16 protein-coding genes are annotated in these 15,355 nt (G+C 62.7%); 11 read left to right on the top strand and 5 right to left on the bottom strand.

All coding sequences use genetic code 11. From position 1 onward, the window contains the following. Positions 1 to 28: 28 nt before the first annotated feature. Entirely contained in the window at positions 29 to 721 is a 693-nt protein-coding gene (locus HCN58_RS15635) for an HAD family hydrolase (RefSeq protein ID WP_171580232.1), read from the bottom strand. Positions 722 to 790: 69 nt separating this feature from the next. On the opposite strand from HCN58_RS15635, the gene HCN58_RS15630 reads away from it, so the two are divergent. The 5 genes from HCN58_RS15630 (at position 791) to HCN58_RS15610 (ending at position 5,484) form a co-directional block, all read left to right on the top strand. Continuing rightward, entirely contained in the window at positions 791 to 1,447 is a 657-nt protein-coding gene (locus HCN58_RS15630) for an SDR family NAD(P)-dependent oxidoreductase (RefSeq protein ID WP_235983628.1), read from the top strand. A gap of 274 nt (positions 1,448 to 1,721) precedes the next feature. Then, entirely contained in the window at positions 1,722 to 2,420 is a 699-nt protein-coding gene (gene rpiA / locus HCN58_RS15625; protein WP_171580231.1) for a ribose-5-phosphate isomerase RpiA, read from the top strand. Between the two features lie 24 nt (positions 2,421 to 2,444). After that, complete coding sequence (locus tag HCN58_RS15620) at positions 2,445 to 2,984, top strand: DUF2059 domain-containing protein (protein ID WP_171580230.1); 540 nt, start codon at positions 2,445 to 2,447, stop codon at positions 2,982 to 2,984. 95 nt (positions 2,985 to 3,079) lie between these two features. Further along, positions 3,080 to 4,465: a glutathione-disulfide reductase gene (gene gor, locus HCN58_RS15615; RefSeq protein ID WP_171580229.1), complete on the top strand. Its 1,386-nt coding sequence runs from the start codon at positions 3,080 to 3,082 to the stop codon at positions 4,463 to 4,465. Positions 4,466 to 4,632: 167 nt separating this feature from the next. Beyond that, a complete protein-coding gene (locus HCN58_RS15610) occupies positions 4,633 to 5,484 on the top strand; it encodes a 3-hydroxybutyryl-CoA dehydrogenase (RefSeq protein ID WP_171580228.1) in 852 nt (283 codons plus the stop codon). Positions 5,485 to 5,578: 94 nt separating this feature from the next. Here HCN58_RS15610 and HCN58_RS15605 read toward each other — a convergent pair whose 3' ends face one another. Further along, positions 5,579 to 6,655: a flavodoxin family protein gene (locus HCN58_RS15605; protein ID WP_171580227.1), complete on the bottom strand. Its 1,077-nt coding sequence runs from the start codon at positions 6,653 to 6,655 to the stop codon at positions 5,579 to 5,581. Between the two features lie 75 nt (positions 6,656 to 6,730). Beyond that, a complete protein-coding gene (locus tag HCN58_RS15600) occupies positions 6,731 to 7,321 on the bottom strand; it encodes a cysteine hydrolase family protein (RefSeq protein ID WP_171580226.1) in 591 nt (196 codons plus the stop codon). Between the two features lie 194 nt (positions 7,322 to 7,515). On the opposite strand from HCN58_RS15600, the gene HCN58_RS15595 reads away from it, so the two are divergent. Beyond that, entirely contained in the window at positions 7,516 to 7,728 is a 213-nt protein-coding gene (locus HCN58_RS15595; RefSeq protein WP_171580225.1) for a hypothetical protein, read from the top strand. Positions 7,729 to 7,791: 63 nt separating this feature from the next. Here HCN58_RS15595 and HCN58_RS15590 read toward each other — a convergent pair whose 3' ends face one another. Then, the gene (locus HCN58_RS15590; RefSeq protein WP_171580224.1) at positions 7,792 to 8,598 is read right to left on the bottom strand and encodes a helix-turn-helix domain-containing protein; all 807 of its coding nucleotides are present in this window, start codon (positions 8,596 to 8,598) and stop codon (positions 7,792 to 7,794) included. Positions 8,599 to 8,801: 203 nt separating this feature from the next. On the opposite strand from HCN58_RS15590, the gene HCN58_RS15585 reads away from it, so the two are divergent. Further along, on the top strand, positions 8,802 to 9,791 hold the full coding sequence (locus tag HCN58_RS15585; RefSeq protein WP_235983626.1) for a Bug family tripartite tricarboxylate transporter substrate binding protein: 990 nt from the start codon (positions 8,802 to 8,804) through the stop codon (positions 9,789 to 9,791). Next, a complete protein-coding gene (locus tag HCN58_RS15580) occupies positions 9,791 to 10,702 on the top strand; it encodes an MBL fold metallo-hydrolase (RefSeq protein WP_171580223.1) in 912 nt (303 codons plus the stop codon). Before HCN58_RS15585 ends, HCN58_RS15580 begins: the two co-directional genes overlap by 1 nt. 30 nt (positions 10,703 to 10,732) lie before the next feature. Here the strand turns inward: HCN58_RS15580 and HCN58_RS15575 are convergent, their stop codons facing one another. Then, positions 10,733 to 11,638, bottom strand: coding sequence for an alpha/beta hydrolase family protein (locus HCN58_RS15575; RefSeq protein WP_171580222.1), 906 nt, complete (start codon positions 11,636 to 11,638; stop codon positions 10,733 to 10,735). 170 nt (positions 11,639 to 11,808) lie between these two features. Here HCN58_RS15575 and HCN58_RS15570 point away from each other — a divergent pair, with 170 nt between their 5' ends. The 3 genes from HCN58_RS15570 to HCN58_RS15560 are packed head-to-tail and all read left to right on the top strand — an operon-like array spanning position 11,809 to position 15,349. Continuing rightward, positions 11,809 to 13,197, top strand: coding sequence for a class II 3-deoxy-7-phosphoheptulonate synthase (locus HCN58_RS15570; protein WP_171580221.1), 1,389 nt, complete (start codon positions 11,809 to 11,811; stop codon positions 13,195 to 13,197). Between the two features lies 1 nt (position 13,198). Beyond that, positions 13,199 to 13,552, top strand: coding sequence for a diacylglycerol kinase (locus HCN58_RS15565; protein ID WP_171580220.1), 354 nt, complete (start codon positions 13,199 to 13,201; stop codon positions 13,550 to 13,552). Positions 13,553 to 13,597: 45 nt separating this feature from the next. Beyond that, positions 13,598 to 15,349 (top strand): NAD+ synthase, encoded by a 1,752-nt coding sequence (locus HCN58_RS15560; RefSeq protein WP_171580219.1) that lies wholly within the window; start codon positions 13,598 to 13,600, stop codon positions 15,347 to 15,349. Positions 15,350 to 15,355 lie beyond the last annotated feature (6 nt).

Raw genomic sequence — 15,355 nt, 5'->3', positions numbered from 1 at the left:
TCTGACGTTCCAATAAACCATCGTAGAATCAAGTGGTTAAGCCCACAAATCTGCCGCTGAGCCCGTCCACGGCACCCGGTAATTCGCGCATATGCCCAATCACCCGGTCGGGCTTAAGCTGGGCGATCGGAACATCGGTGTAGCCGAATTCGACCCCGATCACGGGAACGCCGGCCCGCCTGGCGACGCCGACGTCAGGTCCCGCATCGCCCACCATGATCGTCGCGCCAATATCCCCGCCGGCGCGAGCTACTGTCTGCTGCAGGATCACTGGGTCGGGCTTGGAGACGCCGAACGTGTCGGCGCCGCAGATCGCGGCGAACCGTCCGCTCAAGCCCAGTTCGTCGAGCAGCCGCTTTGACAGCCATTCCAGCTTGTTGGTGCAGACCGCAAAACGACAGCCCTGCGCCTCAAGAACGTCGAGCGCGGCCTCCAGCCCCTCGAACGGCCGCGATTCCACGGCGATATGGCCGGCGTAATACTCGATAAAATCCCTGGTGAGGCGGTCGACGTCGTCAGTGCTCGTCGCACGGCCTTCCAGCTCAAGCCCGCGTTCGATCAGCTTGCGGGCGCCCGCGCCGATCATGTTGCGCGCTGCACGCAGCGGCACCGGCGGCAATCCTTCGCGATCGAGCACGAAATTGAGGGCGGCGATCAGGTCGGGCGCGGTGTCGACCAGTGTGCCGTCGAGGTCGAAGACTACGGTGCGGGGAAGGCTCATCCGGAATTCGCTATCCGCAGGTGCGCCTTCTTGCAAGTAGGGATGCACCAAATTCCAGGGGACATGGCCATGCGCGAATTTGCCGGCAAAACAGCTTTCGTCACCGGCGGCGCCGCCGGCATAGGGTTTTCGCTCGGCCGCGCCTTTGCGGAAGCAGGCATGAACGTGATGCTCGCCGATATCGAAGCAGACGCGCTCCGAGATGCGGTGAAACGCCTCGATGAATTCGCACCCCGTATCCGCGGCATCATCTGCGACGTCGCCGATCCCGAAAGCGTCGAGCGGGCGGCGCAAGCCTCGTTCGATGCGTTCGGAAACGTACATGTGGTCTGCAACAATGCCGGCGTCGCTGCGGGCGGCGGCATCGACTACATTTCGCTCGATAATTGGCGGTGGGTGCTCGACGTCAATCTGATGGGCGTGCTGCACGGTATCGCAAGTTTCCTGCCGCATATCCGCGCGCATGGCGAGGGTGGCCACATCGTCAACACGGCATCGATGGCCGGCATGCAGTGCGGTCTGGGATTCAGCCCCTATGGGGCGAGCAAATTTGCAGTCGTCAGCATGTCCGAGGGACTTAGCCTTCAGCTCAACCGCACGGCATCGGCGTCAGCGTGCTGTGTCCGAGCTATGTGCGTACCCGCATCGGCGAGAGCGGGCGCAATCGTCCGGCGCGCTACGGTCAATCGCCGCTGCTCGATCCCGCGAGTCCGGCGGCGGCCTTAGTCGCCGAGATTGCCCCAAATATCGACGCGGGACTTGAGCCCGACGCGGCTGCCGCGCGCGTGCTCGCCGCAATCAGGAACGATGAGCTCTACATTTTCATTCATCCCGGCATGCGTGCCGAAGTCGAGCCGCGTTTCGCAGCTATTTTGGCCGCGATGGATGGAATTTCGCCCCCATAATCCTGCTTACGCAGGACTTTAGGCGCTGTTCCCAAAGCCCAAACGACGCTAGACATGCGCCCGCGGATCGGCGGATTTTGGGAGCACGTCAGCACGTGGATATGGATGGACTTAAGCGGCAAGCGGCGGCACGGGCGCTGGAGCATGTACAGGATGGCATGAAGGTCGGGCTCGGCACCGGCTCGACCGCCAGGCAATTCGTCGAACTGCTCGGCGAGAGGGTTGCCGGCGGGATGAAGGTGATCGGCGTGCCGACCTCGGAAGCGACCCGCGCCCAGGCCGAAGCCTGCAACATTCCGCTGACCACGCTCGATGAAGTCGACCGGCTCGATCTCACCGTCGATGGTGCCGACGAGGTCGATCCCGCCCTCAACCTGGTCAAGGGCGGCGGTGGCGCGCTGCTCCGTGAGAAGATCGTTGCGGCGGCCTCGGATCGCATGATCGTGATCGCCGACGACACCAAATGGGTCGATGTTCTCGGCCGTTTCCCCCTACCTGTGGAGGTTGTTCCGTTCGGGCTGGCCGCCACCCTGCGGGCCATGGCCACGGCATTTGCCCAAAGTGGCGTTTCCGGGCAAATGGGGCTCCGCAAGGGCAATGGCGGCCACGTTTTTGTCACCGATGGCGGCCACTGGATTGTCGATGCCCATCTTGGGCGCATCGCCGATGCGCCGCGTCTGGCGGGCCTGTTGAGCCTGATCCCGGGTGTCGTCGAACACGGGTTGTTCATTGGCCTGGCCAGCACCGCCGTCCTGGCTGGTGCTCAGGGAATTCGCGTAGTTGAGCGGCGGTAACGCCGGTAATCGAGGAGAATTGAAATGAAGAGCCTTTCACGGATTTTGTCGGCTGCCGGCCTTGCAGTGGGACTGGCCCTGACCGCCGTTCCGGCTGATGCGCAGCAGAAGCAGGCACCCGCCGCAGCGCCCGCGCTCAAGCCCGCTTCGCCGGCGGCGATCGCCGCCGCCAAGGAAATTCTTGCGATGAAGAATGCGAGCGCGATGTATGCTAGCGCCGTTCCCAATCTCGTCGAGCAGACCAAGAACGTGCTGCTGCAGAGCAATCTGAACTACCAGAAGGACCTCAACGAGGTTGCCGTGATCGTCGCCAAGAATCTCGCCGGCCGCGAGAAGGAGATCGGCGAGGGCATGGCGCAGGTCTACGCCAACGAGTTCACCGAACAGGAGCTGAAGGACCTCGTGACCTTCTACAAGTCGCCGCTCGGCCAGAAGCTGCTCGCGAGCGAGCCCCGCGCCATCCAGTTCAGCATGTCCTACATGAACCAATGGGCGCAGAACTTTGCCGAAATCATCAACGGCCAGTTCCGCGCCGAGATGAAGAAGCGCGGTAAGGATATCTGAACGATAGCGTTTTCGAGCGAGTGGACTTCCGGTTCGCGTGAAGAAAACGCGTCAAATAAAAGAGCTAACCAGAAGCGACTTCGGGCGGGGGTGAGATGGCTGAGTTCGACGTCGATCTGTTCGTCATCGGCGGTGGTTCGGGCGGCGTTCGCGCCGCCCGCATCGCGGCCGACCACGGCGCAAAGGTCATGGTTGCCGAAGAATACCGGATGGGCGGCACCTGCGTGATCCGCGGCTGCGTGCCTAAGAAGCTGTTCGTGCTGGGCTCCCATGTCCGCCACGAGATCGAGGACGCAGCGGGTTTCGGCTGGACTATCCCCGAAGTTTCTTTCGACTGGCCGACGCTGGTTGCCAACAAGGACAAGGAGATCGCACGGCTCGAAGGTATTTACGCCGCCAATGTCGAAAAATCAGGTGCGCGCATCGCGAAAACCCGCGCGGTGCTGGAAGACGCTCATACACTGAGGCTGATGACCGGCGAAACGGTCACCGCAAATTATATCCTGATCGCGACCGGCGGCGCGCCCAATCACGGCCGCGAGATCCCCGGCATCGAGCACGTCATTTCCTCCAACGAGGCGTTTCATCTCTCTGAATTGCCGAAGCGTATCGTGATCCAGGGCGGCGGCTATATCGCGCTGGAATTCGCCGGCATCTTTGCCGGCTTCGGCTCCGACGTCACCGTGATCTATCGCGGCGACAACATTCTGCGCGGTTTTGACGAGGACGTCCGCAAGCACGTGCGCGCCGAGATGGAGACGCAGGGGATTACGATCATTACCGGCTGCACCATCGATAAAGTGGACAGGCACGGCAACGAATACACCACGCACCTATCCAACGGTTCGAGCATCGCCTCGGAGAAGGTGATGTTCGCGATCGGCCGCCACCCCAACGTCGCCAATCTCGGGCTCGAGAAGGCCGGCGTCGCCATCAATCCTGCGAATGGCGGCATCGCCGTCGACGAATGGTCGAAGACATCGATCGACAACATCTATGCGATCGGCGACGTCACCCATCGCCTCAATCTGACGCCGGTCGCGATCCGCGAGGGCCATGCCTTCGCCGAGACCGTGTTCGGCAAGCGCCCGGTGCAGGTCGACCACGCCACCATTCCGACGGCGGTGTTCTCGCAGCCCGAAGTCGGCACCGTGGGCCTGACCGAAGCCCAGGCGCGCGCGCAGGTGAGCCATGTCGATATCTACAAGGCCGATTTCCGCCCCATCAAGGCGACGATGTCCGGCCGCGACACCCGCGTGCTGATGAAGCTCGTGGTCGACGGCACGACGGATCGCGTGCTGGGCTGTCACATCGTCGGCGACACCGCGGCCGAAATCGTCCAGGCGGTCGCGATCGCCGTGAAGATGAAAGCGACCAAAGCCGATTTCGACGCGACGATCGCGCTGCATCCGACGGCGGCCGAGGAATTGGTGACGATGCGGACGCCGACGGCACGGTATGTGAGGCAGGCGGCGGAGTAGCCAGATTCGTAGGATGGGTTCAACTTTTGCGAAAGCCATCGGCTGTCGCGCACGCAAATGATGGGTATTGCTTCGCTCCACCCGTCCTACGAGGCTCGGACTACCGATGCCCGTCGCATTCTGATAACGACGTAATCCAGTATTTTTAAGAACAGAGGTAGGCGAACATGATTGAGTCAATCGGAATCGTCGGCGCAGGCACCATGGGTAACGGCATTGCCCAGGTGTGTGCCGCAGCCGGTCTCCCCGTCGTCATGACGGACATTTCAGATGCCGCGCTCACCCGCGGCATGTCTGTCGTGTCTAATAGCCTTGAGCGCCTCGTGAACAAGCAGAAGATGACCGACGCCGATCGGCAGGCGGCGCTGGCGCGCATTACGACGACCACGGACACGGCGAAGTTTTCCACGTGCGATCTCGTGATCGAGGCCGCGACCGAGAATGAAGACCTGAAGGTCAAGATCCTGAAGGACCTTTGTCCAAAGCTGCGGCCGCAGGCGCTGCTCGCCACCAACACGTCCTCGATCTCGATCACGAAACTTGCGGCGGCGACCGACCGGCCGGACCGCTTCATCGGCATGCACTTCTTCAATCCGGTGCCGCTGATGGCGCTGTTGGAATTGATCCGGGGCTTGCAGACCTCGGACGATACCCACGCCAAGGCGGAAGGCTTTGCAAAACGGATCGGCAAGGTCTCGATCACGGCGAAGAACAGCCCGGGCTTTGCAGTCAACCGCATCCTCTGCCCGATGATCAACGAGGCGATCTTCGCGCTGCAGGAAGGACTGGCGACGGCGGAAGACCTCGACGCCGGGATGAAGCTCGGCTGCAACCATCCGATCGGCCCGCTGGCGCTCGCCGACATGATCGGCCTCGACACCATGCTGTCGGTGATGGAAGTGTTCTACCAGGGCTTCAACGACCCGAAATACCGCCCTGCGCCGCTCTTGAAGGAAATGGTCGCCGCCGGCCATCTCGGCCGCAAGACCGGGCAGGGGTTTTATAGTTACGGGAAGTAGAGATCGATAGCTTGTAGGTTGAGCGTAGCGAAACCCATCATCACGTGCACCAGCATTGATGGTATCGCTTTCTCGCTCAACCCATCCTACGAGGCTATTTCGGATTCGGATCGGCAAGGCCCTTTGCCGGATTCTCTAGCTTCCCCGCGCGCGCCAGCTTCACCGCATTGCCGAGCGCGCGTGCCGCATTGCGTACCTCGTGCTGGAATTCGCGGTCTTCGTCGAGCGCCTGATGCGAGGTGGCGTAGGGCTCCATGTAGCCCACATAGCCCTCGGCCTCGGCGGTGCGGCCGGCCGAGATCAGCGCCATATCGGTCAGCCAGTCCGACAACGAGCGCCGCAGCGTCTCCGCGCCTCCGCTGTCGCCGTGAATCACAAGGCCGAAATGCCGGCCGGCCAGATGGCGCGGATAGGGCCATCCCTTCAGTTCGAGCGCCTTGGCCTGGTCGGCGTGCTTGCCGTGCGTGGACGTCGGATCGGGATTGCCGCCATCGGCGCAGACCAGGCGATCCATCATCGCTTTCAGCGCCGCCGACGCGTGATACCAGTTCACCGGCGCCACGATCAGGATACCGTGCGCTGCCACCCAGAGCGGATAGATTTCGTTCATCCAGTCATCGGTCTGGCCGAGCGCATAGTTTGGATAGCAACTGCAGGGCCAGTGGCAGAGCGGCATTGCGGTGGCGACGCAGGATTTGCAGGGATGAATTTGCCGGCCATATTCCGACGTTAGCCGCGACAGATCTAGAATGTCGACCGCAAATCCCATTTCGACCAGCACCGGCTCGGCGAGCTTGACCAGCCGCCACGTCTTTGACGTCTCGCCGGGGCAGGTATGCTCGCTGCGCGCCGAGCCGTTGATGATGAGGATGCGCGGCTCCGCAGCAGCATCGTCGTGGCGCCGCTGTGCTTCGAGAATGGCCTCGCGCGCGGCGAGCCAGTCCACCGCGATTTCGTACTCGGGATCGGCGAAGCCCGCGCCCGCCTTGCGGGTTAGCGGTGCTTTGCGGGAATGGCTATAGGCGTCCCATGCCGCCGCGACGATGGCGTCGAGCTCGCGCTGAAACGGCTGGAACACCGGATCGACGAAGCGGCCGCGATAGCGCCTCTCGAATTCCGCGCGCGGCAATTTGACCGGCGGCATTTCCTTGCGAACGTCCCGCGCCGCCATGGATCGATCCTTTCGTGCGGTGATTGCTGCCGTCTCAACGTTGGAGCCGGAGCGGCGGTTCCGGGTCCGGGGCGTCTAGTCCGGATGCCACATGTCGAACAGTTCCGCGGCGCTGACCAACTCGATCTGCTCGTTGAACCGCGTCCGATACATGGTCATCAGCGCATCATGGCCGGTGTCCGAGGAACTGCACAGCGCATCCTGCACGATGACGACGCGGAAGCCGAGATCGACCGCGCCGAGCACTGTGGAGAGCACGCAGACATCGGTCTCCGCGCCTGACACCACCACCGTGCCGACATGCCGCTCGACGAGCAGATGACCGAGCCGCGATCCGAAGAATGCCGAATAGGCGGGCTTGTCGACGACCAGAGCCGGCGGCGAATATCGTGAGAGCGCCGGCACGATATCGAGCGCGCCGGGTGCGAGATCGCCGCGCGTTGCGCGCTTCCATTTGGTGAAATAGGTCCGCCACTGGCCGCGACGGTCTTCCGGCCGCTCGGGTGTGATGAAACGCGTGAATACCGTCCGCTCCCGATATCGTGCGGCGATCTCCGAGATCACCGGCAACACCCTTTCCATCCATGGCGTTTCCCACACGCCGCCCCTGGCGAAGATGTTCTGCATATCGATGCACAGATGCGCGGCGTCGCGAATTCCTTCCATGGGTGGCCTCTCGCCTCATTGAGAAGGCTAATTCGGAAAAAGGGAACGGGTTTCAACAGCCGGGCGAGGAATGTCCGGCCTTGTCGGGCATGAACATCGCGACCGCGGGTCGGCGATCGCCGAGGATGAACGGAACTCCCGACTTTGTGCCACGTTGCATTCGTGGTTGATGACGCGTGGATGGAGGGGAGGCCATGGCTTACTTTTCCAGAGGACAGGACGCGATCGAGCGGAGTGGCAAGATCCTGGCGGAAATCATGTGCGCCTTGCTCCTGTTGGGCTTTGCTATTGCCTTCTTCGGCTGGCTAGGCGGCGCGGTTGCGTTTCTCATCCTTGAAGGCGGGCTGCTGGCGGTCGAATACGTCTTGCCCAGCGACGATGGTGACGCGGCCGCCGTGGTGAGGTGAGCACGGATTGCCCGGCGAACCAAATACCTGGTCTCTGCGAGATGCGCGATCGGTTCCGGGTCTTCAGGTCATATTAGGGCGTTTGCGCAGTGAGTTGACAATCTCTGCGGCTGCCGCCTGAAGGCTCGGCAAGCATTGCGTGACTATTTCTTCAACCGTGCGGGCGGGCTTCGGCCAAATGATGTTGATCACGCCGTGGACGCGGCCGCGGTCGAGCAGGGGCACTGCGATGCCAGCCAAGCCGTCCGGTGACTGGGTCCCGTAAGCGCCGCCGGCAAAAGTCTGATCGCGAAGGCCATAACCTCGCTTCTTCGTTTCAGACAAAATTGCATCAAGCCGCGCCGGATCTTTCGCCAGCCAGTTCTCCGGGCGGTCTGACTTGCGCAGCAAGGCGATCACTTTCTTCCGTTCGCTTTCGGGGCAATACGCGAGGTACGCGCGCCCCACAGCGGATAGCAGCCAGTTCACGGGCGTCCCGATCCGATCCTTGTTTACGTAGATCATGAACGGGCTATGCGTCCGGCTGCTCTCGCGTATCTCCAGATGGTCGCCGGCTGGCACCATGAAATCGGACGGCCAGGAGACCTTCTGGCAGAGGCGATCGAGCACGGGTGCCGCTGTTTCAGCGACACGGTCATAGCGATCGCGCTTGCGGCCGAGGCGTGTCAGGCCCGAGCTGATGCGATAACGGCCATCGGCAAGCCTTCGCGATACCAGGCCGGACTGCTCCAGCGTGAGCAGGATGCGAAGCAGCGTCGGCTTGGGAATTCTGGTCTGCTCATAAATATCGTGAAGCGACGAAATTGGCGTCGCGTGGAGGGCTTTGAGCGCTTGGAGGCCTCGCTCCAGGCTTCTGATCGTCTTGGTCATTGCGATCATTCCACTCGACAAGGCCCCGAATTGAGGCAGCCTATTCGTTTCACACAGTGAAATCCAGCGTTCCACGTGGTGAAACGGCCGTCTTTTCCGCTTTCGGGTAGAGCGCAGGCGCGACAGTCTGCGCCGACAAGAGCAAGAATTCCCGGGAGCCGAAAATTGAAGCGAGCGTGATTTCAACCGATCAGGAGATAGCCATGGCCACGGTACCGTATTTCCATACGACAAAGCTGCTAGTGCTCTCCATGCTGACGGTGACGTTCCTCGCCCATGAAGCGGGCGCGCAGCAATATCCCTCCCGTCTCATCACCATCGTGGTGCCGAACGCGCCTTCAACTCCGCCCGATATCATCACCCGCGTGATCGCAGCCGAGCTCTCGGAGAGCGAGGGCTGGAACGTTGTGGTGGAGAACAGGGCCGGAGCCGTGCTGACGCTTGGCGGCTCGGAGGTTCTTAGGCGCCCGGCAGACGGATATGCCATCTATGCGATGTCTCTGCCAGTAAGCGCCGCCCCAGCGATTCTGCCGAGCATACCGTTCGGGCTGGAAACCGATTTCGCGCCAGTGGTCAAGGTATCCACCTCGTACAACGTGCTTGTTGTGAATCCCTCGGTGCCGGTGAAATCGGTGTCCGACCTCGTGGCTCTCATCAAGGAGAAGCCGGACAAGCTCACTTTCTCCTCCGGCGGGTTCGGCACTCCCGCTCACCTGATCGGCGAAATGTTCAAGCTGCAGACGGGAACCCGCGCCACGCATGTCCCGTACAATCAGTTTCCGCAGGCGATCGGCGATCTGCTTAACGGCACCAACCAGTTCATGTTCGTTACGACACTGCCCGTGGTCGACTTGATCAACACCGGCAAGCTTCGGGCGCTTGCGGTGACAGCACCAAAACGCCTCGCCGCGCTTGCAGACGTCCCAACCATCGCAGAGCAAGGCTTCCCTGGTCTGGCGGTGGAGGACTGGGTCGGTTTCGCGGTGAAGAGCGGGACGCCTGATGACGTCGTCAATCGCCTGAATGGTGCGATCAACAAGGCGTTGGCCAAACCCAAAATCCGCGAAGCGTTTGCCAAGCTCGGCGCCGAACCGGCGGGCGGCACGCCGGCTGCGTACGGCGAGCTCGTCAGATCGCAGACGGCGCATTGGGCCAAGGTGGTCAGGGATTCCGGAATCAAAATGGGGCAGTGATGCAGGCATCCGATTTCAAGGTAACGCTGTTGGGCACCGGGACACCGATCCCGGTGCTCGATCGTTTCGGACCGAGCACGCTGATCGAGGCCGGCGATCAGAAACTCCTGATCGATGCCGGGCGAGGGGCGTCGATCCGCCTGCATCAGCTCGGTGTGCCGATCGGGCGGCTCGACGCTCTCTTTCTTACGCATTATCACTCCGATCATACCGTCGGCATTCCCGATCTCTGGCTCACCGGCTGGTTGCAATCCTATTTCGGAACGCGAACAGAGCCGCTGCGCGTGATGGGGCCGGATGGCGCGAAGACCTTGATGACCCATCTTGAGCAGGCCTATGCCCTCGACGTCAGCATACGCATCGAGGACGAAAAGCTTCCGCCGCGAGGAGCTGCCATTGCGGTTGAAGAATTCAGCGCCGACGGCGTCGTCTACGAGAACAACGGCGTGAAGGTCATCGCCTTTGAGGTCGATCACGGCGATACGATCAAACCGGCCTATGGTTATCGTGTTGAGTATAATGGACGCGCGGTCGTCATCTCAGGCGATACCCGATTCAATCGAAACGTCATCAAGCACGGCACCGGCGCCGATCTGCTCATCCACGAAGTCGCGATTGCGCGGCCGGCGCTGCTGGCGGAGCCATTCATTCAACGCATCATGGCGCATCACACGATGCCCGATGAGGCGGGCCGCGTCTTTGCGCAAACCAGACCGAAGCTGGCGGCGTACACCCATCTGGTATTCCTCGCGAGCAAATTGATTCCGCCGGCCACGGTCGATGATCTCATCAGGGAAACCCGCCGCACCTATCACGGGCCGCTGGTCGCTGGCGAGGACCTGATGCAGTTCGATATCTGCGACGTCGTTACCGTCCGTCGATTTGCAGGAGCGGGCAAGGCGGATGAATAGCGCATTGTCGATGCGCGGCGGTGCCGACAACTACTCCCCCGCCCGGATCCATTCCGCGGCCCCGCGCCACAGCGTGTCGCGATGCTCGGGCCGGAAAAACCCCATATGGCCGATCTTGCTCACGCCGGTCTCCGCAGGCGTCACCGTGATGATCTCGGGCTCGATCGAGGTAAATCCCGAACACAACAATTCGACCGCCGGCGGCGTCGCCCAGGGATCGTCGGACATGCAGAGCGCGCGCAACGCGCCCTTGTATTTCGGGAAATTCTGCACGGCATCGAGCCTGGCATCGTCGAACAGATAGCGCGGGCTCATCACCCAGCTGACCCATTGCAGGAATGCATCCTTCGGCAGATCCATGCCGAGGCCGGCCTTGCCCGGCATGTAGCCGAGTACGCGGGTTAAGGGGGCACCTACAAAATTCAGCAGGGCGTAGACGCGGTAGCGTTCCGGCGCTGTCATCAGTTTCCAGTAACCGGCTTGTGCGGCAATCAAGAGTGCGCGCGAAATCTCCGAATTGTTCGGCAACAGGCCGAGCGCCTGGCCGCCGAACGAATGCCCGACATAGGCGAAGGGCAGCGCCTTGTAACGCTCGCGCATCCAGGCGACCGCCGCCGTGACATCCTGCGCGGCCCAGTCCGACATCGAGGCCTTGAAGCCGACCAGCGATTTGGGCTGGCTGTGGCCGGTCAGCGCCTGCGGCGTCGAGTCGCCGGTGCCGCGGTAATCATAGGTCAGCACCGCGCAGCCGCGGCGGGCGAGATAGCTGGCAAAACCCCGGTAGAGCTTGCGGGGAACGGCGGTCGCCGAGTTGACCAGGACCGCATGGCGCTTGGCCCCCCGGGGCAGAAACAGCGTCGCGGCAAGGGGATATCCATCCCTCGCGGGCACCGTAATATCATCGCCAAATACGTCGTCCAGCCTCGGCTCGGCCACCGTGTCTCCTGCCAGCTTTGCGAGCGGCTATAACAAAAGCGAAATCGGCTTTTGCCGCAAGGGCTTGTCAGGACTACCGGAAATCTAACTGGCGGTGGGCCGAAGGCCTGTGTATAACGCGGCCTTCACAATCGCTGATAAGTTGCGGTTTTTGCTCAGGAGTTAACGTCATGTCCGAGCGGTGGACGCCCGATAGCTGGCGCACCAAGCCGGTGCTGCAGGTGCCCGATTATCCCGACGCCAAGGCATTGGCCGACGTCGAGGCGCAGCTCGCCACGTTTCCGCCGCTGGTGTTCGCCGGCGAAGCCCGCAACCTGAAAAAGGCGCTGGCCCGCGTCGCGGCCGGCGAGGCCTTCCTGCTGCAGGGCGGCGATTGCGCCGAGAGCTTTGCCGAGCACGGCGCCAACAATATCCGCGACTTCTTCCGCGTGCTGCTGCAGATGGCGGTTGTCCTGACCTATGCCGGCGCGCTGCCGGTGGTGAAGGTCGGCCGCATCGCCGGACAATTTGCAAAACCGCGGTCGTCGAACACAGAAAAAATCAACGGTGTCGAACTGCCGAGCTACCGCGGCGACATCATCAACGACATCGCTTTCACGCCGGAAGCGCGCATCCCCGATCCGCAGCGCCAGTTGATGGCCTACCGGCAATCGGCCGCGACTCTCAATCTGCTCCGCGCGTTCGCGACCGGCGGCTTTGCCAATCTCGGCAGCGTGCATCAGTGGATGCTCGGCTTCCTCAAGGATTCCCCGCAGTCACGCCGCTACAAGGAACTGGCGGACCGTATCTCCGACGCGCTGAATTTCATGCGCGCCTGCGGCCTCGATCTCGAAAGCCATCCCGAACTGCGCGCCACCGATTTCTATACCAGCCATGAGGCGCTGCTGCTGGGTTACGAGCAGGCCTTGACACGGGTCGATTCGACGACCGGCGACTGGTACGCGACCTCGGGCCACATGATCTGGATCGGCGACCGCACCCGCCAGCTCGACCACGGCCATGTCGAATATTTCCGCGGCATCAAGAACCCGATCGGCCTGAAATGCGGCCCCTCGCTGAAGCCTGATGAACTGTTGAAGCTGATCGACATTCTCAATCCCGACAACGAGCCGGGAAGGCTGACGCTGATCAACCGCTTCGGCTCCGACAAGGTCAGCGATCACCTGGCGCCGCTGATCCGCGCCGTGCAGCGGGAAGGGCGGGTCGTGGTCTGGTCTTGCGATCCCATGCACGGCAACACCATCACCTCGACTTCAGGCTACAAGACCCGGCCCTTCGACCGGGTGCTGTCGGAGGTGAAGTCGTTCTTCGCTATCCACGCGGCGGAAGGCACCCATGCCGGCGGCGTGCATCTGGAAATGACCGGCCAGGATGTCACCGAATGCATCGGCGGCGCGCGCGCCATCACCGACGAGGACCTCAACGACCGCTACCACACGGTCTGCGATCCTCGCCTCAATGCCGAACAGTCGATCGATATGGCCTTCCTGATCGCCGAACTGCTGAAACAGGAGCGTGCGGGCAAGGAAAAGCCGATGCCGGCCGCAGCGGGACTTTGATTTGCTGCGACTTTGGCGGGCCACCATCAACACGCGTAACGGCCTCGCCTTTGCGATCCGTTCGGAGCAGGCCGTCCGCGAGGAACTGTTCGCGCTGGCGCTATCGGTGCCGCTGGCCTGGCTGATCGGCACGACCACCATGCGCTGCGTGGAACTGGTTGCGGCCGTCGCCTTTGTCCTGGTGGTCGAGCTGCTCAACACCGCGATCGAGAAGCTCGCCGATCGCCTGACTTTGGACCGCGACCCGAAGATCGGCCAGGTCAAGGACATGGGGTCGGCGGCGGTCGGCGTGGCGCTGTTGATGGCCGGCCTGTTCTGGCTCTTCGCCCTCGCCGAACGCATGGGCGCGATCTAAAGGCGTCGATTGCAGTTTGCTCTTGTGCAAGGCACCATCGCTTCCATGACCGAACCTATCTTCACGATCACGCTGGCGCAGTTGAACCCGACGGTCGGCGACGTCCCGGGCAACGCCGCCAAGGCGCGTGCCGCGCGCGAGAAGGCGAAAGCCGACGGCGCCGATCTCCTGCTGCTGCCCGAATTGTTTATCTGCGGCTATCCGCCGGAAGACCTGGTGCTGAAGCCGGCCTTCCAGGCCGCCTGCCGCGCAGCGGTCGAAGAACTGGCGCGCGAGACCGCGGGAGGTGGTCCGGCTGTTCTGATCGGCACGCCCTGGGTCGAGGACGGCAAGCTTTATAACGCCTGCGCGTTGCTCGATCAGGGCCGCATCGTCGCGTTGCGTTTCAAGGCCAATTTACCGAACTACGGCGTGTTCGACGAGAAGCGCCTGTTCGCGCGCGGCCCCGCCGCGGGTCCGGTGACCGTGCGCGGCATCCGGGTCGGCGTCCCCATTTGCGAGGACATCTGGCTCGAGGAGTCTGAGGAATACGAAAACGTCGTCGAATGCCTCGCCGAGACCGGCGCGGAAATGCTCGTCGTGCCGAACGGCTCGCCTTACGCGCGCGACAAGAACGATCTCCGGCTGTCGATCGCGGTCGCCCGCGTGACCGAGAGCGGTCTGCCGCTGGTCTACCTCAACCAGATCGGCGGGCAGGACGAACTGGTGTTCGACGGCGCGTCGTTTGCGCTGAACGCCGATCTTTCGGTCGCGGCGCAACTCCCTGCGTTCGAGGAGAGCATTACTACGCTGCGTTGGACCAAGGGCGCCGACGGCTGGCGCTGCAATGGGCCGGTCGTGCCGTTGCTAGAGGGCGACAGGGGCGATTACGCCGCCTGCGTGCTGGGCCTGCGCGATTACGTCCGCAAGAACGGCTTTCCCGGCGTGCTGCTCGGCATCTCCGGCGGCATCGATTCCGCGCTGTGCGCGGCCATTGCGGTTGATGCGCTCGGCGCCGATCAGGTTCGCGGCGTGATGCTGCCGTTCCGTTTCACCGCGCAGGTGTCGCTCGACGATGCCGCAAAGCTCGCGAAAGCGCTCGGTATCCGATACGAGGTGCTGCCGATTGCCGACGCCGTGAACGGGTTCGAGAAAATCCTCTCCGGTCCGTTCGCCGGACTGCCGCGCGATATTACCGAGGAGAACCTGCAGGCGCGCACCCGCGGCACGCTGCTGATGGCGATCTCCAACAAGACCGGCGCGATGGTGGTGACGACTGGCAACAAGTCGGAAATGTCGGTCGGCTATGCCACCCTCTATGGCGACATGAACGGGGGATTCAATCCGATCAAGGACATCTACAAGACCGAAGTGTTCCGCCTCTCGAGTCTGCGCAACGGATGGAAGCCGGACGGCGCGCTCGGGCCGTCGGGCGAAGTCATCCCGGTCAACATAATCACGCGGCCGCCGACGGCGGAACTGCGCGAGAACCAGACCGACCAGGACTCGCTGCCGCCCTATGAAATGCTGGACGGGATTCTGGAGCGTCTCGTCGAGCGCGAGGAGCCGCTGGCCACGATCATCGCCGCCGGTTTCCCGGCCGACGTGGTGACGCGGATCAACCGGCTACTGAATGTTGCCGAATACAAGCGCCGGCAGGCCGCGCCGGGCGTCAAGGTGACGGAAAAGAATTTTGGCCGCGACCGCCGCTATCCCATCACCAACCGCTTCCGAGACAACGGCAAGGCGCTGCCCGCGCCTGACGAAAAGCTAGTCGCCCGCGCCGGCCGCGCCTCGGCGGACGTATTTGACGGATAGTCCCAT

The sequence above is a fragment of the Bradyrhizobium australiense genome (assembly GCF_013114825.1).
Lineage (GTDB): Bacteria > Pseudomonadota > Alphaproteobacteria > Rhizobiales > Xanthobacteraceae > Bradyrhizobium > Bradyrhizobium australiense.
The sequence above is the reverse complement of the archived record's forward strand: the minus strand, read 5'-3'. Positions and strand labels throughout refer to the sequence as shown.